The following is a 23,388-nucleotide window of genomic DNA, read 5'->3' as shown; positions in this document are numbered from 1 at the left end:
ACATGGTCGGGGTCGATCCGCCGGCCGGAGCCGAAGGACTGTCCCGCACTTCCCGGGGGATCAGCGCGCGGCGTCGGATGCGGTGCATCGCACGGCGGAGGAGCATCCGCATACGGGATGTGCGGGGACGTTCCGACAACGCGGCGATGTGCCGTTGCTGTCGTCGGGCGCCCGCCGGAAATTGCCGGACACCCCTCAGGATCAGGCGCCCGCACCCGGAGGCCTCGGACCTGGCGGTGGGCCCGGAGCCCACGCCCTCGCCGCCGATCCGCAGGTGCACCGCCTTTCGGACACTGCCGGCCCAGCCCAGGTGCGGCACGCCCACGGAACGGGTCAGCGCCGTGGTCGGAAGCGGCTGAACCGTTCCGGGTCTGATCGAGGCCCGATTCTTCGGCGGATTAAGCCCGTTACGGCGGAGCACTTCCCGAAGGAGCTCGATGAGCGGGCCGTGCCTCCGGTCCTGAAGACCCGTCATCCGTACGCGACCGCTTCCGCGGCGATCCGGTCGATGGGCGCGAAGCTCGACATCCGGCCGGATTCCCCGCGGACGGGGTGCGGCAGACCGAGACCGACGGCGCCCGGACCGGGACCACGACTGAGTTATCCGCCCAGCTCAAGGCCCTCAAGAAGGAGGTCAGGGAGCTGAAGCGGGCAACGCGTTCTTCGAACGCCCGCTCAGAGGGAGTCCAGCTCGGCCGCGAGGTCCGCGTCGCGCATGCCGGGGAAGGCGTAGCCCTCGGACCCGTCCCAGGGGACGTCGAGGTCGTCCATGTGCACGTGCCACTCCGCTCCCGGCAGCGCACGGCGCAACTCGCTGACAGAACCCAGCACATGGTCGAGGACGGGCAGGATCCGGTCCGGTTCGAAGGGCACCTTGGTGGACCCGGCCAGGACCTCGGACGGCTCCCGGCCATCACCGTCGTACAGGTACAGACTCTCCTCGTCCTCGTACGGGAAGGCCGACCTGTGGGCGGCGACGATGCGCGCCACAGCGGCTGCCTCTGCAGCCGTCAGGGGCACCGCCCGGCTCGCGCGGTAGTAGAGAGAGACGCTCATGGTCCGAGCGTAGCGAGCGGGTACGGCAGAACGGCCGGGCACCGCGTCCGGCCGGCGCCCGGCCAGCCCGGGCCGGTGCGCGCGGTACCCGAGGTATCCAAGGTGCGCGAGGTACGCAAGGTACCCGAGGTACGCGGAGCCGTGGGTGGGCCGGTGCCGGGAGCCGCCCCGCGGAAGAGGCCGACCGCCGTATGCTCCCCGGCCCAGGGACGCGTGGGACCGTACCTGCGCGCAGCCGCTGGACGTCCCGGCCCCGGCACGGATCGCCCCCGTGTCCGCTTCACCCAGCTGAAGGTCTGAGAACGGGGGCCCGGCGGCCCGTTCCGCAGGGATGGTGACGCCATCGGCACCGTACGCCCCGCTCCTGCGGCCGGTCGTCCGCCGCCTGCCCTTCGTGGGTTTCGCCCTCCCCGGCGGGAGCCGCGTGGGAGGAGGTCCCAGGCCTCGCAGCGCCCGTGCACCGGACTGTCACAGGGGTGCCATACGATGCGCACATTCATTCGTAAGATCTCTGTTTGAGGATGCACACGTCATGTCTCTGGGTGTCATGTCCCTTTCTCTGCGCCGCATATCCGTTCTGGTCGCCCTTGTCGCGGTCGGCGCCACGGGATGCTCCGACGTCTCCGATGCCATCGACGGTGCCAAGGACGGGGCCAAGAAGGTTGCTCGTCAGCGGTCGGTCTTCTCGCTCGAGACCGGCGACTGCTACAACCCGAACACCAAGCCGGCCGGGGAGGGCGTGCAGGAGGAAGCCGCGATCGAGATCGTGCCCTGCGAGGAAGCGCACCAGGGCCAGGTCGTCGGCGAGTTCTCGATCGACAAGAAGGAATTCCCGGGCGACGACGCGGTCTCGGTGATCGCCGACGAGCGCTGCCCGGTCGAGGCGCAGAAGTTCACCCCTGACACCTGGGCTCTGCCCAAGGGCGTTTCCGTCTTCTACTACCACCCGACCAAGGAGAGCTGGGCGACCGGTGACCGCGCTGTGAGCTGCGCGTACACCAAGGAGTCGGGCACGTTCTCCGGCACCCTGAAGAGCAAGCCCCTGACCGCCGACCAGACCGCGTACCTGAAGGGCGCGAACGCCGTCTACGACGCTCTCTGGATGACCCAGCCCGAAGGGGAGGTCGAGGACGACCTCCCCGGTTACAAGGCGCAGGCGAAGGCCGTCGCCGACGCACTCGCCACCCACGTCACGGCCCTGGAGGGCATCCAGCAGCCGGAGACCACCAAGCTCCGTTCGACGCTGGAGAAGGCCGCGGACAACTGGAAGAAGGCCTCGACCGCCGGAGATTCGGACGCCTTCTTCCTCGCCTACGACCCGGCCTTCACCGGCATCGACCCGAACGGCACGGTCGCCGCCCGCAAGGAACTGAAGCTCGCCACCACCGTCCCGGCCGACGAGGCCGAGGTCTGGGCCGGCTGACCTCACCGGTCGTGGCCAGGGGGCGGTGCACCTGTCCCCCTGGCCCGTCCCGTTCTCGCCGACCGGCGCGCCGCCGCTTCTCCTTGACCGCCCTCGGCAGACCCACGCGAGCGCCGGGCGTCAGGTGACCCGCGCGAGGCGACCTGGGCGGCGCGAACCGATGTCAGCCCTGGCGTGCCGCTGTCGCCCCCGCCGAGGCGGGGCAGTACCGGCGGTCACCGGTCGCCCGGCCCCGGGCTCCCCCCTCCGGGTTCTCACTCTCCGTGACGCATGCCCGCACCCGGTCTGCCGACATGTGAAGGTGTGACCCCGTTTGGTCGGGTCTTCTGGTGAGGCCTTGCGAGTGATTCTTACGCGGGGGTACCTACTTGCCTCATGAACTTTTTCAGCCGCAACTCCTCACCCCGGCGGGCGGGGCTGTCCACAGCTCCTGCGGCCTCCGGGGCCGCTGTGCTGCCGGACCCCGGCCTGGCGGCTCTCACGGGTGAGTGGGTGATCGACCCTGCGCACAGCAGGATCGGGTTCTCCGTGCGGCATGCCATGGTGACGACGGTGCGCGGCTGTTTCCCGGAGTACGAGAGCCGCCTCCACTTCGACGGGCTCGACCCCGAGCGGTCCACCGCCGAGATCAAGCTGTCCACGGCCAGCGTCGACACCGGGGTGGAACAACGCGACGCGCACCTCGTCGGCCGGGACTTCCTGGACGCCGCCAGGTATCCGCGGATGGTGTTCACGAGCACCGGTGTCGAACTCGCCGGCAAGGACGTCTACCGCATGACCGGCGCCCTCACCATCCGGGACGTGACCCGCCCCGTGGTCCTGGAACTCACCTACATCGGTCATGTGACCGACCCGTTCGGTTACGAGCGGGTCGGATTCGACGGCACCACCACCATCAACCGCTCCGACTGGGGCCTGACCTACAACGCCAGACTGGCGGAAGGCGGGGCCATGGTGAGCGAGAAGCTCCGGCTGCAGTTCGACATAGCCGCCATCCGTATGCCCCCGTCCGGCTGACCGAGCGCCCGGCCACCCTGGCGAGTACGCCGACCGCGCCCCCCGGGAAACGGCGGGCGGCCGGTACGCTCGGGCCCGACGGCCCGACCGGAGCCGGTGTCCTGCCGGACGCCTCCGGGCCCGTGTCAGGGCCCGCACCCGGGCGGGCCGACAGAGACCCGGAGGACGCAGTCATGGTGGGGAAGCAGCACGGCGCAACGGCCGCTGCGCGGCGTACGGGACCGGGTACCGAGTCCCTTCAGGGGCGTCGGCCCGGACGACGCGGGACGAGCCCGCTGGGATGGGCCCTGGTCGTTCTCGTCATGCTCGTACTCCTCGTGGTGGAACCCTTGTTCAGGTTGTTCAGGGCAGGGTGACCGCCCGCGCCGAGCGGTACCTCCCCCGGTCGTCCCCGGTGGCTCCGGGGCGGGCCGACAGCAGGTAGCCGCGGAGATCCCCCGCGCCGCGTAAGCCGGGCAAAGAGACGGGGCGACGGCCGGCGACGAGGTCGGGCGGCGTGGCGCCACCGGACACGAGGACGACCGTGGGGACTTCACGCGCCGCCTCGCGGAGGGCTTCGGGGGTGACACTCGCGTCGTGGCCACCGGTCTGGCGGGAGGCGCAGCCGGCGTAGTAGGCGATCGGGACGGCCTGGTCGCCGCTGACCACACAGGGCGGACGTACCCCCTGCCGGTTCAGCGCGCCGGCGACCGCGGCGAAGCCGGCCGTGGTGGCACGGCTCGTGCGGACCACATGGCTGAGGACGGAGAGCTGCACGGTGAGGTGCCCCGCCAGGACGAGCGAGAGCACGACGAGGCCCGCCGGCCGCCGCGCCCGTCGCCCCCGGGTGAACAGGCAGACCACGCCCTCGGCCACCGGTACGGCCAGCAACGCGTAGGCGGGGAGCAGGAAGCGCGGTGCGGCGTAGTCGACCAGGAGCAGGTAGGGCACCGCCGACGACACCCCCGCCGCCGCCGCTGTGAGGGCGACGGAACCCCGCCCGGCCCGGCGGGCCGCGACGACCCCGCCGACTGCGGCCAGGGGCAGTAGGGCCCACCACACCGCCGTGACCGGACTCTCCCACGGAATATCGCAGGGCCGGCACAGGGTCCGCCCCGCCAGCGCGCGCAGGTGGTCCTCCACGGCGACGTTCCAGCCGAGCCCGCCCTGGATCTCTCCGGCCCGGCGCAGCCGGGAACTCAGGCCGCCGTACCGTGCGTACGCCTCGGCCACCCAGGGCGCGCACCCCGCCACGAGTCCCCCGACGAGCGCCGCGCACACGTCCGGTCGGCGCCGCCCGGGGACCAGCACGGCGAGGGCGAGCGGCAGCACCAGCCAGAAGCCGTCGGCGGGCCGCATCAGCGCGACCAGGGCGACGGCCACTCCCGCACCGGCCGGCTCCGCGCGCCCGCCCGCACCGCGCAGGGCCCGGACGGTCCAGCCCGCAGCGGCCAGGGCGCCGAGGGCGCACCACAGGTTCGGCATGGCGGCGGGGCCGTAGTACAGGGTGGGCCACAGCCCGGCGAACAGCGCGCCCGCGCAGGCGAGTACGGGCACGGGCAGCACCCCGCGCCAGATCCACAGGGCGCCGGCCAGGGCGAGGGCGGACAGCAGCGCGAGGTAGACCCGCAGCAGCGTGGTGGACGCGGTGAGGGCCGCCACGGGTGCGACCAGGTACGAGATGCCACGGGCGCGGGGGGCGCTGAAGAAGGCGGGCGGGGCGTTGCCGCCGACCTGGCTGACGTAGACGGTCTCGTCCCAGGCCAGGCCCGACCCCGGTACGACGAAAGCCAGTTGGACGGCGAGAGAGACCACGGCGACGGCCGCGAGCCACGGCAGCGGTCCGGCGGCCCGGCCGGTCGGCCGGGTGTCCACGCCGGTCGGGTCCGGGTGGAGCGGCCCGTCAGCACGCGCACCGGTCCCCCGGCGCCGCCCGTCTGCGTCGTGGATGCCGTGCACCCTGTCACCGGTCCGCACTGCCTGCCCCCTCGCGCCGCCCGGTGCAGCACCACGCGGAGTGGGCGGACGCCTGGTCAACGACAGGAGGCGGACGGGGTCACGGCCCGGTCGGTCCAGCGCCACCGGCCACTTCACGTGGCGCCCTGCGCCGGCCGCGGAAACGAGCGGCCGAACGAGTCCCGGCAGCCGGACGGAACAGTCGCAGGACGGCCCAGCAGGACGTCAGTCAGCCCCTGAGCCACGACCACCGGAACCCGCTACGCGTATCAATGTCAGACCCCCGTCCTACAGTTCCCGTATGGACATGAAGGACGGGGACGACCCGCAGCAGGTAGGTATCGCGTTCGCCGAGATCGTTCTCGGTGTCACGGTGAGCGAGGACGCTCCGGACCCGGCTTCCCCTCTGGGCAGGGTCCGCGCGTTCACCGAGAAGTACGGCGAGGACGCGCTCGGACCCGAGCACTTCGCGGCGGCACGGGAGGGGCGCCCCTTGCTGCCGTGACGGCCGACGACCGCACACGGCACACGGCACACCAAGGGCTCAGGCTCCCACGACGCCGTCGACGCCCTCGCGCAGAAGGTCGGCGTGTCCGTTGTGACGGCCGTACTCGAGGAGCACGTGCACCATCACCATCCGCAGGGACACCTCCTGGCCCCACCTCGGCTGGTGTCCGGCCCTGTCCAGGGACTCGGACTCCCGCTCGATGCGGCGCGAACGGTCCACCTCGGCCTCCCACGCGGTGAAGGCCTCGGCCCTGGTCGACGCGCTCGCGTCGTAAGCCGCCTGGAAGTCGACCTCGTCGGACCAGACCATGGGCGCGTCGTTGTCCTCGAACACTCGACGGAACCACGCACGCTCCACCTCCGCCATGTGCCGTACGAGCCCGAGCAGCGACAACGAGGACGGTGGCATCGACTGCTGTCGCAGTTCGCCGTCGGTCAGCCCCTCACACTTCATGGCGAGGGTCGCGCGGTGGTAGTCGAGGAACGCGCGCAGCGTCTCGCGTTCGCTGCCGAAACTGGGCGGTCCGGTGCGGTTGTCGCCGGTCACTCGTCGTGCTCCCTCGTCGGTGTCTGGATCGCGGGCCGGGATCCGCTCCCCTCGCCCCTTGGGTGATGCCCCTCAGGGAAGTCGGGGACGGGCCGGGTCGTGCGGATGATGTGCGGTGGTGGGCTGTGCGGTGGAATCAAGGCATCGTTCCAGATCCCCGGAGGCTCTTCCGTGACCGCCCCTGCACAGCGACCCCACGACCGGCCCCCACCCACGGCCCACTCGCTCGTCGCGGCCTTCACGCGCTTCGCCGTCTGCGGCGGCGGAGTGGGTCTGGCCGCGAGCGGGATACTCGTGCTGCTCAGTGGTCCCGTACCGATGGTGGTCGCCAACGCCCTCGTCACGGTGGTGTCCACGGTCGTGGCGACCGAGTTGCACAGCCGGATCTCGTTCCGGAGCGGGCGCGGGGGCTGGGGCGTGCACCTGCAGTCCGGGCTGACCGTGGCCTTGAGCTACGCCTTCACGACGGGTGCTCTCCTCACCCTGCTCACCCTACGGCCCGCCTCCTCGGCTCTCGTCCAGCAGGGCGTCTACCTGTCGGCCTCGGCGCTCGCCGGAGTCGGGCGGTTCGCGCTGCTCCGGCTCGTGGTCTTCGCCCGGCCCGTGGCGCGGGCGGCGCCCACCGCGGGGACGTGGACGGAGCGGGCGGCGGACACGCCGGCGATGACCGCTCGCGCGCACGGGGAAGCGGGCCGCCGGCCGGACTCCTCTACGATCGCGGCGTGTGCGCACATGTGATGGTCGCGGAAGACGACGTGAAACAAGCCGAGCTCGTACGCCGTTACCTCGAACGCGAGGGGCATGCGGTGACCGTGGTCGGTGACGGCCTCACCGCGCTGGAGCAGGTCCGGCAGGAGGCGCCCGACCTGCTCATCCTCGACGTGATGATGCCGCGGGCCGACGGGCTGGACGTGGTGCGTGTCCTGCGGTCCGAGGAGCGGGAGCTGGCGGTCCTGATGCTGACCGCCCGGTCCACGGAGGACGATCTGCTGCTAGGGCTGGACCTGGGCGCCGACGACTACATGACGAAGCCGTACAGTCCACGCGAATTGATGGCCCGCGTGCGCACCCTGTTGCGGCGCAGCCGCCGGGGGCAGGACCCGGTGCGGGAGGACGGGACGCTGCGGGTGGGGGCGCTGGCCGTCGATCCCGTACGTCACGAGGTGTCCGTCGACGGCGTCCATGTCGACTGCACACCGGGGGAGTTCAGGCTCCTCGCCGCACTGGCCGCCGAACCCGACCGGGTCTTCACCCGTGAGCAACTTCTCGCGGAACTGCACGGCTTCGGCCGATACATCAGCAGCCGTACCGTCGACGTGCACATCATGAACCTGCGCAAGAAGATAGAACCCGCGCCCCGGCGGCCGGTACGGCTGCTGACCGTCTTCGGCGTCGGATACAAGCTGACGGACCCCGGGAAGGGGCATTCCCGTGCGTCGGCGCGCTGAGGGCGGCGGGGCGGACGGCCGCCGACTGCCGCTGCGCAAGAGCCTGCTGGGCCGGATGCTGGCCGTCTCGGCGCTGGTGGCCTCCTGCTCGGTCGCCGCGACCGCCTGGCTGGCCGTGCAGACGACGTCCGGGGCGATCGAACAGGAGCAGGGCGAGAACCTCACCGCGGGGGCCCGGATCCACGACACCCTGCTCGGTTACGCGGCGCAGCACCCGACCTGGGACGGCGTCGGGGCGACGGTGCGCGCGCTGGCCGACGCCTCGGACCGCCGGATCACGCTGACCACGCAGAGGCGGGAGATCCTCGCCGATTCCGCCGCCCCCTCCCCTTCCCCGCCGGACCTGCCACCGCAGGCGTCGGCGGTGGTGGACCCCCTCTCGGTGGACACGGCCCCGACGGCCGGTACACCGGTGGCCGTCTCACTGTCCGGCCCCGGCGGGGCGTTCACTTCGAGGAACGACCGTGTCGACCCCCGGGCTGTCGGCCCTTTCCGCCTTCCCCGGGCGGAGAGGACGTCGCTGCGCCGCACCGCCGAGGAGACCGTGCGGTGCCTCAACGGCAACGGGATCGCCTCGGACGTCGTCGAGACCACGAGCGGGCGCCCCCGCATCCAGCTCGTGGGGAACGACCCCGGGCGGCTGGAGGGCACCCGGTGTGCGACCGAGGCGCTGGACAGTCCGACCGGCACGGAGGAGAGGGCGCTCACCGCTCTCAACGCCCTCGTCGACGCCTGCCTGGACCGCCAGGGCCGCGAACCCGTGCGGCTCGGCCTGGACCTGGCGTGGGGCACGGACCACGGATCGGCCACCGCGGAACCGGTCGCCAGGGACGAGGCGGACCAGCCGGTCCAGGCGCCCCGGGAGGCGGCCACCCGGGGCTCCCTGCTCCGGCCGACTCCCGTGCCCGCGCCCGCGCCCACGACGGTCCCCACGGCGCCCACGGTCCGCGACAGTGCCGACGAGCGGGCCGTCGACTCGTGCGTCGGTACGGCACGGCGCGAACAGCTCGGCTCCTACGTCGCCGCGCCCGCCCTGCTGTTCGTCAGCGACCCGGGCGGGACGTCGGTCCCCGGCCTGGACCTCTCCCCGGCGAACACGGCCAGGATCGCCGGTGTCGCCGCGCTCGTCCTGGCCCTGACCGTCGGCGCCTCGTTCTTCGCCGGGATCCGGCTCGTACGGCCGCTGCGGGCGCTGACGGGCGCCGCCCAGCGCATGCGGGACGGCGTGGCCGCCGCACCCGAACCGGTCGTCGTCACCTCGGACAACGAGATCGGGCGGCTCGCCACCGCCTTCAACGACATGTCCGCGCACCGCGCGCGGCTGGAGGAACAGCGCAAGGTGATGGTCAGTGACGTCGCCCACGAGCTGCGGACGCCGTTGAGCAACATCCGGGGCTGGCTCGAAGGGGCGCAGGACGGAGTCGCCGCCCCCGACGCGGCGTTCGTCTCCTCGCTGCTGGAGGAGGCCGTCCAGCTCCAGCACATCATCGACGACCTCCAGGACCTGTCGGCGGCGGACGCCGGCGTACTGCGCCTGCATCCGGAACCGGTACGGATCCTGGGCCTGCTCGCCCATGTCGCGGCGGCCCACCAGGCACAGGCGGAGGCGGCGGAGAAGACCTTGACGGTCGCCGCCGACACGCCGGCGCTCACGCTCACCGCCGATCCCGTGCGGCTGCGGCAGGCCGTGGGCAACCTGGTCTCCAACGCCGTGCGCCACACCCCGGCGGGCGGTCGCGTCACGTTGCGCGCGTACGCCGACGAGGACGGCGGGGTGGCGGTGGAGGTCGCCGACACCGGCTCCGGAATCCCGCCCGAGAACCTGCCGTACGTCTTCGACCGGTTCTGGCGGGCCGAGAAGTCCCGCAGCCGCCGCACCGGCGGAAGCGGTCTGGGCCTTTCGATCGTCCGCAAGCTCACCGAGGCACACGGCGGGACCGCCGGCGTGGTCAGCACGGTGGGCGAGGGGTCGGTGTTCACCCTGCGGCTGCCGGCCTCCGGCCCTGATGCGACGGACACAGCGCTCTGACAGTTTCCTCATAACTCCGGTCCAGGCTGTCGGCGTGCCCGGCGCCCGCCGCGCATCGGCGTGGCGGGCACCATCGACGCCGGGCCGGAATCGGAGTATCCATGTCGTCCCGTTCCTTCCTGCGCACCGCACTGCTCGGCCTCGTCGCCACGGGCGCGGTCCTCGCTCCCGCCGCCGCGGCGGTCGCCGACGACGCGCCCAAGCCGGCCGCCCCGGCCGCCGACCGTCAGGCCACTTCCTCGCCCGCGCCCAGGACGTCCGCGCCGACGGCGGTTCCCTCACAGGCCGCGACCGACACGGACACCACGCGCCCGATGCCGCGCGGCGGTGTCGCCGCCGGTGAGCGTCCGGTCGCGGACACCGGCTCCGCCACCGCGCTCTACGGCTCGGCCGCCGGCGCCGTCCTGCTCGCCGGCGCGGGCACGATCGTGCTGCGCCGCCGTTCCGCCACGCACCACAACGGCTGATCCGCCACGGGTGGCGCCGCCCCACGCGTGGGGCGGCGCCACCTGCCGTTCCCCCGCCTGCCCGACGCACGGAGCCCTCATGTCCCGTACCACGCACGTCCTGAGCACGGCCGTCCTGCCCACGCTGACCGCCCTGGTGATGCTCGCCCCGGTCGCCGGCTGCTCGTCACCCGACGCGGCACGGCCGGCCGCCGCTTCGCCGTCCGCCTCCACCGGTCGGACCGCCGGAACGGACGGCACCGGCAAGAGCGACGGGCCGGCGCAAGCCGGCGCCCCGGCGAAAGACACGAAGACGGCGACCCCGGTCGAGGTGTCCGTCCCTTCCCTCTCGGTGACCGCTCCGCTGATGCGGCTCGGCCTGAACCAGGACGGGACGGTGGAGGTACCGCCAGCCGAGAAGGGCATGACGGCCGGCTGGTACACGGGCGGAGCCGTCCCCGGTGAGCCCGGGGCCGCCGTCATCATCGGCCACAACGACACCCGGTTCGGCAAGGCCGTCTTCCACGACCTGAAGAAGATCACCCGGGGCGCGGACATCGTCGTCCGCGACGGGAACGGCGGGCGGACCCGCTTCACGGTCACCGGGACCGAGACCGTGAGGAAGAACGCCTTCCCCACCGAGAAGGTCTACGGGGCCACCCGCGAGCCCGTGCTCCGGCTCGTCACGTGCGACGGCGGTTTCGACGCGGCCGGGCACCCCGTCGACAATCTCATCGTGTACGCGTCGGTCCGCTGACCAGGCCGGCCAGTGCCCGGGGCGCCCCCTCGGGACCCCGGATGCCCGGGAAGGCGTTGACGTCCACCACGACGGGCGCGCCCACGCGGTCCGGAAGGTCGATGCCGTAGACCTCCAGGCCGAAGACCTCCCCCGCGCGCAGGGCGAGTTCGGCCCAGGCCGGGGGCAGGTCGGTGACCACGGGGCCGGCCGGTGGCCGGGGCGTACCGGGCGACGGCCGCAGCTGTGTGAACAGGCGTCCGTCGACCACCCACACCTTGTGGTCCCAGCCGCTGTTGTCCACGAACTCCTGCACGACGACGGGTTCGTCCGGCCACGTCCCGATGAGTGCGCGCAGACGGTCGGGGCCGTCCACCCGGGCGACGAGGTCTCCCCGCCTGCTGTGGCGGCTCTTGACCATGAACGGGTACGCGGTCCGCGCCGGTGCGTCGCCCGGCCGGAGCAGGGACAGCGAGCGCAGGGTGCGGGTGGCGGGCATCGGAACGCCCGCGCGCTCGGCCACCTCGGCGATCCGGCCCCGGTCCTGGCAGAGCGCGGTCGCCGAGGCGGAGTTGACCACCCGGGCGCCCCTCGCCTCCAGGCACCGGGCCAGGGCCAGCGCGGCGGGGGTGTGCGCCTTGAGGAGGTAGACGTCCGCGAGGTCCCCGCCGGCCGGAGCCGCCGCGGGGGCGTCCGGGTCCAGCCACACCACCTCGTGCCCTCTCCCGGCAAGGAGGGAGGTCGCGGCGGCGAGCGTCGGGTGGTCCGGCTTGTCGGTCAGCAGGCAGACCTTCACCGGAGCGTCTCGCCCGGTACGTGCGTCAGTCCCGCCGGATCCGGCGGAAGCGCCTGGGCGGGGACGAGCGGTTCCGGGCGGACGGGTCCCGCCCAGGCGCTCCGGCCGCTGCGGGCCAGAGCGAGGACGGCGTCGGCGACCCTGGCCACGGAGTCGGGAACCCGCCGGAAGCTGGGGAAGTCGTTGATGTCCACGATCACGGGGCCGTCGGGGCCGAGGACGATGTCGACGCCGTACAGGTCGAGCCCGAAGACCTCACCGACCCGCGTCACCACCGAGGCCACTTCCGCCTGGAGCGGGACGGCCCGCTCCTCGACCTCGCGGTGCGGGTGCAGCGGTGACCGGCGCCGGGTCGCGTGGAGTTCGCCCGCGAGGCAGTACACCTTCAGGTCGGCGCCCGAGTTCGGGACGTAGGGCTGCGCGATGAGCCGTACGCCCCTGTCCCGGCCGTCCGCTCCTACTCCCGCGTCCTCGCCGTCGTGCGCCAGCCGGGCCGGGTCCGCGACCAGGCGTACCCCCCGGCCCGCGCTGCCCTCGGCGGGCTTGACGACCAGTGGGAAGAGCTCCTGCGGGACGCCGGCGAAGAGAGTGGCTCTCGGCGCGGTGTACGTCACCGGGACCGGCAGTCCGTGCCGCCGTGCGATGACGGAGGTGAGGGCCTTGTCGCGTACGGAACGGATGGACCGTGCGTCGTTCACCGTGGTGAGGCCGACGGCGGCGGCCGCTTCGAGCAGGGTGAGCCCCGGACCTCCGGACACGGTCTTCAGGACCCAGGCGTCGTGCGTGCCGGCCTGGATGTCCTCGGAGACGCGCGTCAGCGAATCGCCCGGCCGGACGACGTCCACCTCGTGCCCCAGGGCCTTGAGCCTTCGGACCACATCACGTGGCATGCCGTCATGCCGGTACAGCTCTTCGACGAGGAAGCAGAGCTTCATCCAGGAACTCCTCGGCGCCCCACCGCATTTCGGTGTCGGCGCGCAACGATCCATGCGGCGCCCACCTGCGAACGCCCCCCAAGATGGATACGCTACGTCACATCCACCCCCCGGCTTGAGCGGGTGGCCCACCTTCCTGCGGGAGTCCCGCCGGGCCTGCCCCACGCGCGCACCCGGAGGACCGGACCGGGGCACGGTGTGACCGGCAGCCGGCTACCGCAGCGGTTCGCTCAGCTCGATCGCGCGCAGGGCCGCCGCGAGGGCCTGTCCGTCGCCGGTGTCCAGGGCGGTGTCCGTCAGCTTGATGACGTGCTCGTCCCCATGCGCCAGGGCGCGTTCGACGACCTCTTCGGCGGTGAGGGTGCCGGGCGGCGTGACGGGCACCGGCACATCCGGCGCATACATCGCGGTGACCGCGGCGGAGGCTGTCCAGGCCACTCGCAGGCTCGGCACCCACAGGGCGCGCGGCAGTGCGGGCAGGGTGCGCAGCACGGCGTTGGGGGCGGTCGCCGCGTGGACGAGCATCGTGGGTTCGCCGTGGCCGTGGGTGGCATACCGGTGGGTGGCCGCCCGTACCAGTTCGGTGAGGCGGAGCCGGGCCACGTCGGGGTCCGTGACGTCGGCCGCCCACACCGGCAGGCCCGAAACCCGTCCGAGCCGGTCGGGGAAACCGCCGGTCCGGTCGGTGAGGGGCGTCACCGCGTCCAGCGCGGCGGCGGCACTGCCGGCGCCGGGCAGCGGGGCGAGGCCGGGCACGGGCCGGTGGCGGGCGGCCCAGTAGCCGAGCCCGTGGGCGAGTTCGTCCAGGCGAGGCCCGGTCTCCCCGCCGGCCAGCAGGGTACGTACGGCGTGGCCGACCCGGATCACGGGGTGGGCCGAGCCTCCGTAGATTCCGGGCAGGAGACGCGGCCACCACCGGGCGAGTACGTCGCGCCAGGGTTGCTCGGCGACCTCGCGGGAGAAGAAGCCGATCCAGTCGGCGGCCCGGCGCGGATCACCCAGCGCCGCCCGCCAGTCGGCGGCGATGACGGGCTCGGTGCCGGACGGGAACTCCTCCAGCCTGGGGGCGTACAGGTCCAGCCACCGGTGTACGGCGTGTGCCTGGCCTCGGGCCGCGAGTGACTCGACCGCCATCGGTGCGTGGTTGGTCAGCCGCCCGAGCCGTTCCGGTCCCGATGCGTGCAGTCGCTGAAGTGCCTCGTCGAGGGTTCCTGTCCGATCCATGACCAGGACGGTAGACGGGCCGCTGCCGCGGCGTAACGGGCAGAGGTCGTACGACCGGGTGCCCGCCCGTACCACCGGCGACGTAGGCCCCGTCGGCCGGCCGGACGTCGCCGGTGTGCGGCCGTCAGAAGAACACGCCGCACCGCAGCAGCACGTTCGCGTACGGTCTCGCCTCGCCCGTGCGCACCACCAGGCGGGCCCCGGCGGTGAGGGACTTGAGGGTCTCGTGGGGGACGTGGGTGAGGCCGGGGAGGCGGGCGGTCAGGAGGCGGGCCGTCCCGGGGTTCGCCTCCCGTACCTCGTCGGCCGCTATCGCACCCTCCACGACCAGTTCGTCCAGCAGGCCGTCCAGGACCTCCGCGAAGGACGGGACGCCGGCCCGGAAGGCGAGGTCGACGACGCGGGGGCCGGCGGGGATGGGCATGCCCACGTCGCAGACCAGTACGCCGTCGCCGTGGCCCAGTGCGGCCAGGGCGCCTGCCAGGTGGCGGTTGAGGATGCCTGACTTCTTCACAGTGCGGAGACCTCCTCCGCGGTCGGGAAGGACGCCTGCGCACCCTTCCTGGTGACGGCTGCCGCACCGACGCGGACAGCGAACGCGGCAGCCTCGGGGAGGTCCTCCCCCAGGCCGAGCCGCCAGGCCAGGGCGGCCGTGAACGCGTCGCCCGCTCCCGTCGTGTCCACCGCCTCGACCGTGGGGCTCGGTACGCGCACCGGGTCGCCCCCCCGGGTGTCGGCGACCAGGGCGCCGCCCGCGCCCAGGGTGATCACCACCGAGCGCGGGCCGAGCGCGGTGAGGTCCCGTGCCCAGGACTCGGGGGTGGCTCCGGCGCCCTCACCCAGCATGAAGCGGGCCTCGTGCTCGTTGACGACCAGCGGGTCGCAGGCGGCCAGCACCTCGGAAGGGAGCGGGGCCGGCGGGGAGGGGTTGAGGACGAGACGGGTGCCGGGCGCGAGGGTGCGTGCCGTCTCGGCGACCGTGTCCAGCGGGATCTCGAGCTGGACGGAGACGACCCGGGCGGCGGACAGCAGCGGGCCCGCCGCCCGGATGTCGTGCGGGGTGAGCCGGGCGTTGGCCCCCGGGGAGACGACGATGCTGTTGTCCCCCGAGGGGTCGACGGTGATCAGGGCGACCCCGGTGGGGGCTCCGCCGACGAGGACTCCGCCGGTGTCGACGCCCGCCGCCCGCTGCGATTCCAGCAGCAGCCGGCCGTGGGCGTCGTCGCCGACCCGGGCCAGCAGAGCCGTACGGGCTCCGAGGCGGGCGGCGGCGGCCGCCTGGTTGGCGCCCTTGCCGCCCGGGTGGACGACGAGGTCGGAACCGAGCACCGTCTCCCCCGCCGCGGGGCGGCGGTCGACGTCGACGACCAGGTCGGCGTTGGCGGAACCGACGACCAGGAGGTCGTACCGGGTGAGGGCGGAGTCCTCGTTCTCGTACATCAGTACTACTGCCTTCCGTGGGCCTGTGCGGTCAGGAGAAGTCGGCGACGTTCTGCCGGGTGACGACCTTGACCGGCACCTTCACCATGCTGTCGACCTTCTTGCCGTCGGCCGCCCGCACCGCGTTCTGCACGGCGATCCTGCCGAGTTCCTTCGGCTGCTGGGCGACGGACGCGTAGAGCGTGCCCACGGCGACCGCCTTCAGCCCGTCGGGGGTGCCGTCGAAGCCGACGACGGAGACGGACTTCCCGGCCTTGGAGCCGAGGGCCTTGACCGCGCCGAGTGCCATCTCGTCGTTCTCGGCGAAGACGCCGGTGATGCCGGGGTGGCCCTGGAGCAGGTTGGTCATGACGTCCAGGCCCTTGGTGCGGTCGAAGTCGGCAGGCTGGGTGGCCACGACCCTGATGCCCGGGTACGCCTTGATGCCCTGGGCGAAGCCCGCACCGCGCTCACGGCTCGCGGAGGTGCCCGCGGTGCCCTGGAGGACGACGATGTCCCCCTTGCCGCCGAGCTTGTCGGCGAGCGCCTTCGCGGCGAGCTTGCCGCCCGCCACGTTGTCGGAGGCCACGAGCGTGGCCGTGTCCGCCTTGTTGACGCCGCGGTCGGCGGCGACGACCGGGATGCCGGCCTTGTCGGCGCTGCGCACGGCAGGCCCCACGGCGTCGGAGTCGACCGGGTTGACGATGATGGAGTCCACCTGGGAACTCGTGAAGTTCTGCAACTGGTTGGCCTGCTGCGACGCGTCGTTCTGGGAGTCGGTGACCGTCAGATCGATCCCTGCGGCCTTGGCCTCCGCCTGGGCGCCCGCCTTCATCTGGACGAAGAAGGGGTTGTTCAGGGTAGAGAGCGACATGCCCACCTTGGTGGTGGTACCGGAGGAACCGGAGTTGAAGAAGGAGACCGCGGCGACGACGGCGGCCACGACGACCACCGCGAGGCCGGCCTTCGCGGCCCCCTTGCGCCCCGATCCCGGCGCCCCCGGTGAGGCGGAGCCGGTGGAGGCCGCGGCTCCCGAACCGGCCTTGCGGCGCAGGGTGTCCAGCAGCACCGCGAGGGCGATGACGACACCGATGACGACCTGCTGCCAGAACGCGGACACCGACAGGAGGTTGAGGCCGTTGCGCAGCACGGCGAGTATCAGGGCGCCGATCAGGGTGCCGGAGGCCTTGCCGACTCCGCCCGCGAGGCTGGCGCCGCCGATGACGACCGCGGCGATGGCGTCGAGCTCGTATCCCTGCGCGGCCTGCGGCTGGGCGGAGACCAGGCGGGAGGCGAGGACGATGCCCGCGACGGCGGCGAACAGGCCGGAGAGGGCGTAGATGGCCAGCTTCTGCTTCTTGACCCGCAGCCCGGAGAGCCGGGCCGCTTCCTCGTTGCCGCCGATGGCGTACATCGAGCGGCCGATGTAGGTGCGGGCGAGGATGAGCGCCGTGATCAGGCCCATCGCGATCATGACGAGGACCGGGACGGGGAGCCAGCCGCCGAGCGTGTCACCGAGTACGGAGACGGAGTCGGGGAAGGCGATCGGGCTGCCCTGGGAGATCACCAGGGACAGGCCGCGGGCGACCGAGAGCATGGCCAGGGTCGCGATGAACGACGGCAGCTTCCCGTACGCGACGAGTGCGCCGTTGACGAAGCCGCAGGCGATGCCGGTGGCGACGGCGAGGATGACCGCCAGCCAGACGGGGACCCCGGCGGACGTCGCCGACCAGGCGAGGACGGTCGCGGAGAGCGCGGCGACCGAGCCGACGGAGAGGTCGATGCCCGCGGAGACGATGACGAAGGTGACGCCGAACGCGAGGATGGCGGTGACGGCCGCCTGTACGCCGACGTTCAGCAGGTTCTGGGTGGTGAGGAAGTCGCCGGAGAGCAGCGACATCGCCACCAGGAGGACGACCAGCGCCGTGAGGGCGCCGTTGTCGAGCAGGAGGCGGCGGAGGGTGTGTCCGGCGCCGCCCGCGGCCGCCTTGCTCGGATGCGTGTCAGTGGCCACGGGGGCTCTCCTCTGCGTTCTCGGTGGGTGCGGTGGCGGACGGTGCGCTGACGGCGAGGGCCATCACGGCGTCCTGGGTGGCTTCGTGGGCGGTCAGTTCGCCGGCGATCCGGCCCTGCGCCATGACGAGGACCCGGTCGCTCATGCCGAGGACCTCGGGCAGATCGCTGGAGATCATCAGGACCGCGTGGCCGGAGGCCGTCAGCTCGTTGATGAGCTGGTAGATCTCGACCTTGGCGCCGACGTCGATCCCGCGGGTCGGCTCGTCGAGGATGAGCACACGGGTGTCCGCGAGCAGCCACTTGCCGATGACGACCTTCTGCTGGTTGCCGCCGGAGAGGGTACGGACGTGCTGGCCGAGGCCTGCCATCCGTACGCCGAGCTGCTCGGCGATCCCGGCGGCGGCCGTGCGCTGCCCCTTGAGGTCGACGAGGCCGGAGCGGCTCGCCGCGCGCAGGGTCACCAGGCCGAGGTTCTCCTGTACGGAGGCGTCGAGCACGAGGCCCTGGCCCTTGCGGTCCTCGGGAACGAGGCCGATCCCGGCGCCCATGGCGGCGGTCACGTCGTGCTTGCCGAGCCGCTCGCCGCGTACGTCGACGGTGCCGGCGTCGTACGGGTCGGCGCCGAAGACGGCGCGGGCCACCTCGGTCCGGCCGGCTCCGACGAGTCCGGCGAGGCCGACGACCTCGCCGGCCCGCACGTCGAAGCTGATGTCGTGGAAGACACCGTCGCGGGTGAGCCCGCGCACGGAGAGCAGCGGCTGTCCGGCTTCGGGCCGTTCGCGGGGGTACTGCTGGTCGATGCTGCGCCCCACCATCAGCTGGACGAGCTCCGGCTCGGGGGTCGAGGCGGGGACCTGGTCGATGCTCCGGCCGTCGCGCAGCACCGTGACGCGGTCGCCGAGGGCGGCGATCTCGTCGAGGTGGTGGGTGATGAAGACGATGCCGACGCCGTCCTCGCGCAGCTGCCGCACGATGCGGAACAGCTTGTCGACCTCCTCGGAGGTGAGGACCGCGGTGGGCTCGTCCATGATCAGCACGCGGGCGTCCAGGCTGAGGGCCTTGGCGATCTCGACCATCTGCAGCCGGGCGATGCCCAGTTCACGGATCCTGGTGCGGGGCGACACGTGCAGTCCGACCCGGCGCAGCAGCACCTCGGCGTCGGCTTCCATGGTCCGCCGGTCGATCATGCCGTAGCGGCGCGGCTGGCGTCCGAGGAAGATGTTCTCGGCGACCGTCAGATCGGGCACCAGGTTGAACTCCTGGTAGATCGTGGCGATCCCGAGCTTCTCGGCGTCCTGGGCGCCGTGGATGCGGACCTCCTGCCCCTGGGCGAAGATCCGGCCGCTGTCGGGGCGGTAGGCGCCCGAGAGCATCTTGATGAGGGTGCTCTTGCCGGCCCCGTTCTCCCCGAGCAGGACGTGCACTTCGCCGCTGCGCAGGTCGAAGTCGACGCTGTCCAGGGCAACGACACCGGGGAAGGTCTTGCGTACGCCTTCGATGCGCAGCAACTCCACTGACTCGCTCACACGTTGCTCCTCGGGTCGGGTGCGGGCAGGGCCGGCTCGCCGCAGGAGCTGCGTACGACGAGACGGGCGGGCAGGGTGACGGACTGCGGGGGCCGGCCCTCGACGATGTCGACGAGGGCGCGTACGGCGGCACGGCCGAGGTCACCGGTCGGCTGGGCGATCGCGGTGATCGGCGGGCCGGTGTGCAGGAACCACGGGATGTCGTCGAAGGCCGCGATCCCGATGTCCTCGGGGACGCGCAGGCCGCGTGCCCGGATGGCGTCGAGGGCGCCGAGCGCCATCAGGTTGTCGGCGGCGAAGACGATCTGGGGCGGTTCGGGAAGGGACAGGAAGTGCTCGGTCGCGCGCCGGCCGCTGGCCGCCTGGAAGTCCCCCTGGCCGATGTAGGCGCCGGGCAGCGCGAGGCCGTGCGTGCGCATCGCCTCGCGGAAGGCCTCGACACGCTCGTCGCCCGTGGTGGTGGCGGCGGGGCCCGCGATGATGGCGAGCCTGCGGTGGCCGAGGGCGTACAGGTGGGCGACCAGGTCCTGGATCGCCCGGTGGCCGTCGGCGCGCACGACGGGGACGTCCACCCCGGGCATCCAGCGGTCGACGAAGACCATCGGTGTGCCGGTGCGCGCGACGTCCCCGAGCAGCGGGGAGTCGCCGTCCGCGGGCGAGACGAGGAGCCCGTCGATCCTGCGGTCCAGGAGCGTGCGGACGTGGTGGTCCTGCTGCTCGGGCCGCTCGTCGGCGTTGCCGATGATCACGCTGTAGCCGAGGGCGCGGGCCTCCTCCTCCACGGAGCGGGCCAGCGCGGTGAAGTACGGGTTGAGTACGTCACTGATGACCAGGCCCAGCGTGCGGGTCTGGTCGGTGCGCAGCGAGCGGGCGACGGCGTTGGGCCGGTAGCCGAGGGCCTCGACGGCGGCGAGGACGCGCCTGCGCGCCCCGGGGCTGACGGAGGGATGACTGTTCAGGACGCGGGAGACCGTGGCGACAGAGACTCCTGCCTGGGCCGCGACATCCTTGATGCTCGCCATTTCCGGACCACCTCCTTGTGGTTTCCGCGAGCCTCGAAACCAGCGGATCAAGCCGTGGAATCGATTACACGGATGATTGGAAACGATTACACGGCTGAAAACAACCCCTGCTCCCGTGTCCGAGACCGGATCGTGATGGGCGGCTTCCACGCTCCCGCCGGGAGGCGGCGGGGCCGGTGGTGGTGCGGGGAGGCGGTACGGCACGCCCGCACAGGGGGCGCCGCGCGGCACGGCAGCCGACGGCGGCCCCATCCGCCCCGCGGCCCCAGGCTGCCGCAGGAGGAATCACACGGAGAGCCGACTGCGAGGAAAGGAATACGGACGCGGCCGTCACAGGAACTCCGCAATGCGTTAACCCCGCGGAAACGAACAGCTGCGGGAACAGCACCGGCGGACGATGACCGTCAGGGAATGGCCGTCGCATATCCGCGCGGGCGGACGGACGACTCCGGACGCCGTCCGCCCGGCACTCCCGGACTCGTACGCGACAAGGGAGGTGCGCCGGTTTACCGGAGAAGCCCGCCCGCTCCCCACAGTGCTTGTTCACGCCCCCTCGGAATCACCACAGCCGCGCCGATCGGACAGGTGGTCAGAAAGCGGCTCGAGACGGCGGAGGAGCACGGCGGGACAGCGACAGCGGCTGCTCAGAGGGGAGTTGAGAAGGGCTCGGCCACCCGGGGCCCGGACGCCACGGAGACGGGAAGGACATCGCCGACTGCAGGCTGCATACTCAAAGAGCGTGCGGCACAGTCGATTTCACTCATTCCACCGCCGAATTCCGGACTCTTCACACGAGGTTGTCCCGCCAGATGTTTCCCACCTGTTAGCGTCCAGGGAAAGAAGCGGAGTCCGGAAGGGGGCGCAGGTGCGAGATGCGACGGCCCGGTTCGTGTTCACGCTCCTGACCGCAATCCTGCTCGCCCTGCAATTCCCCGCCCCGTCCGCACGCGCCGAATCCGGCGCATCCGACGCATCCGCCGCATTCGCCCACCACACCCCCGCGTCCCCTCCCGTCCCTCCTGCGCACACGTACGCCCGCACGGACGGGGGTGCCCAGGAGACCGGGCGGGAACTGGTCCCGTGCGACATGCCGGCCGACGACGGCGGCTCCCACGGCCTGTTGTGCTCGCGGGACCGCCACCGCACGGCCGTCGGATCCGCCCCGGAAAACCTCTCCCGCTCCCTGGTCACAGACGCCGCCGGCGACCGGTCCGTTACCGCGGCACTCGTCGCCCCCGGCGAACCGTACGGGGCTCCGGGACCGTCGGTCTCCCCCTCCCCCGCCGTGCTCCAGGTCTTCCGCTGCTGAGCTGATCCGCGGCTCGCACCGACCCCGGCCCTCCCGCCCGGACCGCTCCTGGCCACCAAATTCGGGTGCCTCGCCTTCGCCGCGCTGTCACCCCTGATCCGCCCGGACCGAAGCCCCGACCGCACACGCCGCGCACCCTCGCGTGCGGCGTCGTGGGGCCATGCCGACGTGCCTGCTCCGCCTCCGTTCCCGTACGCACGCCGACGCGCACCCATCCGCGCGCCAGGAGGAACCACTGGTATGCACCCCCCCATCGCACACACCCAGCCGCTGCCCGAACAGGTCGCGGCACACCCCGGGCAGCGGCCCCTGCCGGCCCACGACACGCCCTTCGACACGCCCTTCGACACCGTGCGGACGCGGTGAGGGCCGGGATGGACCACCGCCTCGCATCGTCCCCTCTGCGGCACGATCTCGCCGCCTCCGTCGTCGTCTTCCTCGTCGCCCTGCCGCTGTGCGTGGGCGTCGCCGTCGCGTCCGGCGTTCCCGCCGAACTGGGCCTGATCACCGGCATCGTGGGCGGTCTCGTCACGGGCGTCATGCGCGGCAGCAGCCTGCAGGTCTCAGGGCCTGCCGCCGGTATGACCGTCCTCGTCTTCGAGGCGGTGCGCGCCTACGGGCTCGCCACCCTCGGGGTGATCGTGCTGGCCTCAGGGCTGCTGCAGCTCGTCATGGGCGCCCTGAGACTGGGGCGCTGGTTCCGGGCCATCTCCGTCTCCGTCGTCGAGGGCATGCTCGCCGGGATCGGACTGGTGATCATCGCGGGCCAGCTCTACGCGGCGGCCGGCATCAAGGCCCCGGCCTCCGGCCTGGACAAGGTGACGGGCCTCCCGGAGGCCCTGGCCGGGGCCGTAGTCAGGGCCGAAGCGCTCACGTCGCTCGCGGTGGGCGCCGGTACCGTGCTGGTGCTGGTGCTGTGGCAGCGGGCGCCCGCTCGGGTCAGGGCCGTCCCGGGCGCGCTGGCCGCGGTCGTACTGGCCACCCTCGCCTCGCTCGCCTTCAGCCTGCCCGTCGCCACGGTCGAGGTGCGGGGCCTGTTCGGCGCCGTCCAGCTGCCCGGAAGCGAGGCTCTCGGTCAGCTCGCGGACATCGGCGTGCTCGGGACCGTGCTGGCCTTCACCCTGATCGCCTCCGCCGAGAGCCTGTTCAGCGCCGCCGCCGTGGACCGGCTCCACGACGGGCCGCGCACCCGGTACGACAAGGAGCTGATGGCTCAGGGCGCCGGCAACGCCGTCTCCGGCCTGCTGGGTGCGCTGCCGCTGACCGCGGTCATCGTCCGCAGCTCCGCCAACGTCCGGGCGGGTGCCCGGACCAAGGCCTCCCGCGTCCTGCACGGGGTATGGCTGCTGCTGTTCGCGGCGCTGCTGCCGTCGGCCCTCGGCGTCATTCCGCTTCCCGCCCTGGCCGGGATCCTCGTCCACGCGGGCTGGAAACTGATCCCGCTGCGCACCGTCGCGGCCCTGTGGCGCGGACACCGGGGCGAGGTGCTGGTGCTCGTGGTCACGGCGGTCTCGATCGTGACGGTGAACATGTTCGAAGGTGTCCTGATCGGACTGGCCCTCTCCGTGGCCAAGACGGCCTGGGACGCGTCACACATCAGCCTGGACGTCGACGACGAGGGAGCGGGGCCCGTGCGGGCCCGGCTGTCGGGCAACGCCACGTTCCTGCGGCTGCCGAAGATACTGGACAGCCTGGAGGCCCTGCCGCAGGACCGGCCCGTCCAGCTGGATCTGGCCGGTCTCACCCACCTCGACCACGCCTGCCGGGTGGCGCTGGAGAACTGGGCGGCGCGGCACAGCGCGCCGGGCACGGAGCCCGTGCACCTGAGCGAACCGGCGACGGCGAAGGCCCCTTCCGGCTGATGCCGCCCACGCCCCGGCCGCGGACTCCGAGCCCGCGGCCGGGCGCGGGCCGGCTGCCGGGCTTCGCGCCACGGGTCCTTGAGATCGCCAGGGCGGACAGGCTCGCTGTGCAGGTACATCCCCTTGACCAGACGT

General features: G+C 72.7%; 22 protein-coding genes. 11 read left to right on the top strand and 11 right to left on the bottom strand.

All coding sequences use genetic code 11. From position 1 onward, the window contains the following. Window positions 1-675: 675 nt before the first annotated feature. Window positions 676-1,056, bottom strand: a complete 381-nt coding sequence (locus ACH4VO_RS22615; RefSeq protein WP_360995393.1) for a hypothetical protein — start codon at window positions 1,054-1,056, stop codon at window positions 676-678. A 532-nt stretch (window positions 1,057-1,588) separates the two neighbouring features. Here ACH4VO_RS22615 and ACH4VO_RS22610 point away from each other — a divergent pair. After that, window positions 1,589-2,479, top strand: a complete 891-nt coding sequence (locus tag ACH4VO_RS22610) for a septum formation family protein (protein ID WP_360995396.1) — start codon at window positions 1,589-1,591, stop codon at window positions 2,477-2,479. Window positions 2,480-2,854: 375 nt separating this feature from the next. Beyond that, a complete protein-coding gene (locus ACH4VO_RS22605) occupies window positions 2,855-3,496 on the top strand; it encodes a YceI family protein (RefSeq protein WP_360995398.1) in 642 nt (213 codons plus the stop codon). A gap of 342 nt (window positions 3,497-3,838) precedes the next feature. Here the strand turns inward: ACH4VO_RS22605 and ACH4VO_RS22600 are convergent, their stop codons facing one another. Further along, entirely contained in the window at window positions 3,839-5,350 is a 1,512-nt protein-coding gene (locus tag ACH4VO_RS22600; RefSeq protein WP_360995401.1) for a hypothetical protein, read from the bottom strand. A gap of 382 nt (window positions 5,351-5,732) precedes the next feature. Between ACH4VO_RS22600 and ACH4VO_RS22595 the strand changes: the two genes are divergently transcribed. Further along, window positions 5,733-5,936: a hypothetical protein gene (locus tag ACH4VO_RS22595; protein ID WP_360995404.1), complete on the top strand. Its 204-nt coding sequence runs from the start codon at window positions 5,733-5,735 to the stop codon at window positions 5,934-5,936. Window positions 5,937-5,975: 39 nt separating this feature from the next. On the opposite strand, the gene ACH4VO_RS22590 is transcribed toward ACH4VO_RS22595, so the two are convergent. After that, complete coding sequence (locus ACH4VO_RS22590; RefSeq protein WP_360995406.1) at window positions 5,976-6,485, bottom strand: DinB family protein; 510 nt, start codon at window positions 6,483-6,485, stop codon at window positions 5,976-5,978. A gap of 171 nt (window positions 6,486-6,656) precedes the next feature. Here ACH4VO_RS22590 and ACH4VO_RS22585 point away from each other — a divergent pair, with 171 nt between their 5' ends. The 5 genes from ACH4VO_RS22585 (at window position 6,657) to ACH4VO_RS22565 (ending at window position 11,165) form a co-directional block, all read left to right on the top strand. After that, window positions 6,657-7,223 carry a hypothetical protein gene (locus ACH4VO_RS22585; protein WP_360995409.1) on the top strand — a complete coding sequence of 189 codons (567 nt, stop codon included), beginning with the start codon at window positions 6,657-6,659 and terminating at the stop codon, window positions 7,221-7,223. After that, window positions 7,208-7,933: a response regulator transcription factor gene (locus ACH4VO_RS22580; protein ID WP_360995412.1), complete on the top strand. Its 726-nt coding sequence runs from the start codon at window positions 7,208-7,210 to the stop codon at window positions 7,931-7,933. The genes ACH4VO_RS22585 and ACH4VO_RS22580 overlap by 16 nt, the downstream gene beginning before the upstream one ends. After that, a complete protein-coding gene (locus tag ACH4VO_RS22575; protein ID WP_360995415.1) occupies window positions 7,917-9,962 on the top strand; it encodes a HAMP domain-containing sensor histidine kinase in 2,046 nt (681 codons plus the stop codon). Before ACH4VO_RS22580 ends, ACH4VO_RS22575 begins: the two co-directional genes overlap by 17 nt. Before the next feature lie 101 nt (window positions 9,963-10,063). Beyond that, a complete protein-coding gene (locus ACH4VO_RS22570) occupies window positions 10,064-10,429 on the top strand; it encodes an LPXTG cell wall anchor domain-containing protein (protein WP_360995417.1) in 366 nt (121 codons plus the stop codon). 79 nt (window positions 10,430-10,508) lie between these two features. After that, complete coding sequence (locus ACH4VO_RS22565) at window positions 10,509-11,165, top strand: class F sortase (RefSeq protein ID WP_360992160.1); 657 nt, start codon at window positions 10,509-10,511, stop codon at window positions 11,163-11,165. On the opposite strand, the gene ACH4VO_RS22560 is transcribed toward ACH4VO_RS22565, so the two are convergent. From ACH4VO_RS22560 to ACH4VO_RS22525, 8 genes are all read right to left on the bottom strand, one after another. Then, window positions 11,140-11,940, bottom strand: coding sequence for an alpha-L-glutamate ligase (locus ACH4VO_RS22560; protein WP_360992162.1), 801 nt, complete (start codon window positions 11,938-11,940; stop codon window positions 11,140-11,142). The two genes, ACH4VO_RS22565 and ACH4VO_RS22560, sit on opposite strands and share 26 nt — an antisense overlap. Next, window positions 11,937-12,875 (bottom strand): hypothetical protein, encoded by a 939-nt coding sequence (locus ACH4VO_RS22555; RefSeq protein WP_360992165.1) that lies wholly within the window; start codon window positions 12,873-12,875, stop codon window positions 11,937-11,939. The genes ACH4VO_RS22560 and ACH4VO_RS22555 overlap by 4 nt, the downstream gene beginning before the upstream one ends. Before the next feature lie 213 nt (window positions 12,876-13,088). Then, window positions 13,089-14,099 carry a questin oxidase family protein gene (locus tag ACH4VO_RS22550; protein ID WP_360992167.1) on the bottom strand — a complete coding sequence of 337 codons (1,011 nt, stop codon included), beginning with the start codon at window positions 14,097-14,099 and terminating at the stop codon, window positions 13,089-13,091. A 124-nt stretch (window positions 14,100-14,223) separates the two neighbouring features. Beyond that, window positions 14,224-14,613 carry a D-ribose pyranase gene (gene rbsD, locus ACH4VO_RS22545; protein ID WP_360992170.1) on the bottom strand — a complete coding sequence of 130 codons (390 nt, stop codon included), beginning with the start codon at window positions 14,611-14,613 and terminating at the stop codon, window positions 14,224-14,226. After that, window positions 14,610-15,539 (bottom strand): ribokinase, encoded by a 930-nt coding sequence (locus ACH4VO_RS22540; RefSeq protein ID WP_360992172.1) that lies wholly within the window; start codon window positions 15,537-15,539, stop codon window positions 14,610-14,612. Before ACH4VO_RS22540 ends, rbsD begins: the two co-directional genes overlap by 4 nt. A 31-nt stretch (window positions 15,540-15,570) precedes the next feature. Continuing rightward, complete coding sequence (locus ACH4VO_RS22535; protein ID WP_360992175.1) at window positions 15,571-17,532, bottom strand: substrate-binding domain-containing protein; 1,962 nt, start codon at window positions 17,530-17,532, stop codon at window positions 15,571-15,573. Beyond that, entirely contained in the window at window positions 17,522-19,060 is a 1,539-nt protein-coding gene (locus ACH4VO_RS22530; RefSeq protein ID WP_360992178.1) for a sugar ABC transporter ATP-binding protein, read from the bottom strand. Before ACH4VO_RS22530 ends, ACH4VO_RS22535 begins: the two co-directional genes overlap by 11 nt. Beyond that, window positions 19,057-20,082 carry a LacI family DNA-binding transcriptional regulator gene (locus ACH4VO_RS22525; protein WP_360992180.1) on the bottom strand — a complete coding sequence of 342 codons (1,026 nt, stop codon included), beginning with the start codon at window positions 20,080-20,082 and terminating at the stop codon, window positions 19,057-19,059. The genes ACH4VO_RS22530 and ACH4VO_RS22525 overlap by 4 nt, the downstream gene beginning before the upstream one ends. Before the next feature lie 865 nt (window positions 20,083-20,947). Here ACH4VO_RS22525 and ACH4VO_RS22520 point away from each other — a divergent pair. From ACH4VO_RS22520 to ACH4VO_RS22510, 3 genes are all read left to right on the top strand, one after another. Further along, the gene (locus ACH4VO_RS22520; RefSeq protein WP_360992183.1) at window positions 20,948-21,391 is read left to right on the top strand and encodes a hypothetical protein; all 444 of its coding nucleotides are present in this window, start codon (window positions 20,948-20,950) and stop codon (window positions 21,389-21,391) included. Window positions 21,392-21,631: 240 nt separating this feature from the next. Next, window positions 21,632-21,757, top strand: coding sequence for a hypothetical protein (locus ACH4VO_RS22515; protein WP_360992186.1), 126 nt, complete (start codon window positions 21,632-21,634; stop codon window positions 21,755-21,757). Between the two features lie 8 nt (window positions 21,758-21,765). After that, window positions 21,766-23,253, top strand: a complete 1,488-nt coding sequence (locus ACH4VO_RS22510) for a SulP family inorganic anion transporter (protein ID WP_360992189.1) — start codon at window positions 21,766-21,768, stop codon at window positions 23,251-23,253. The last annotated feature ends 135 nt before the right edge of the window (window positions 23,254-23,388 follow it).

The sequence above is a fragment of the Streptomyces sp. NPDC020780 genome (genome assembly GCF_044334475.1).
Lineage (GTDB): Bacteria > Actinomycetota > Actinomycetes > Streptomycetales > Streptomycetaceae > Streptomyces.
This window is presented reverse-complemented; position numbering and strand designations above follow the sequence as displayed.

Excerpts from the sequence above, each read along its gene's own strand:
- ACH4VO_RS22540 (WP_360992172.1), bottom strand. The coding sequence starts at position 15,539 with ATGTACGAGAACGAGGACTCCGCCCTCACCCGGTACGACCTCCTGGTC.
- ACH4VO_RS22595 (WP_360995404.1), top strand. The coding sequence starts at position 5,733 with ATGGACATGAAGGACGGGGACGACCCGCAGCAGGTAGGTATCGCGTTC.
- ACH4VO_RS22515 (WP_360992186.1), top strand. The coding sequence starts at position 21,632 with ATGCACCCCCCCATCGCACACACCCAGCCGCTGCCCGAACAGGTCGCG.
- ACH4VO_RS22610 (WP_360995396.1), top strand. The coding sequence starts at position 1,589 with ATGTCTCTGGGTGTCATGTCCCTTTCTCTGCGCCGCATATCCGTTCTG.
- ACH4VO_RS22565 (WP_360992160.1), top strand. The coding sequence starts at position 10,509 with ATGTCCCGTACCACGCACGTCCTGAGCACGGCCGTCCTGCCCACGCTG.
- ACH4VO_RS22605 (WP_360995398.1), top strand. The coding sequence starts at position 2,855 with ATGAACTTTTTCAGCCGCAACTCCTCACCCCGGCGGGCGGGGCTGTCC.
- ACH4VO_RS22570 (WP_360995417.1), top strand. The coding sequence starts at position 10,064 with ATGTCGTCCCGTTCCTTCCTGCGCACCGCACTGCTCGGCCTCGTCGCC.
- ACH4VO_RS22525 (WP_360992180.1), bottom strand. The coding sequence starts at position 20,082 with ATGGCGAGCATCAAGGATGTCGCGGCCCAGGCAGGAGTCTCTGTCGCC.
- ACH4VO_RS22615 (WP_360995393.1), bottom strand. The coding sequence starts at position 1,056 with ATGAGCGTCTCTCTCTACTACCGCGCGAGCCGGGCGGTGCCCCTGACG.
- ACH4VO_RS22555 (WP_360992165.1), bottom strand. The coding sequence starts at position 12,875 with ATGAAGCTCTGCTTCCTCGTCGAAGAGCTGTACCGGCATGACGGCATG.
- ACH4VO_RS22510 (WP_360992189.1), top strand. The coding sequence starts at position 21,766 with ATGGACCACCGCCTCGCATCGTCCCCTCTGCGGCACGATCTCGCCGCC.
- ACH4VO_RS22550 (WP_360992167.1), bottom strand. The coding sequence starts at position 14,099 with ATGGATCGGACAGGAACCCTCGACGAGGCACTTCAGCGACTGCACGCA.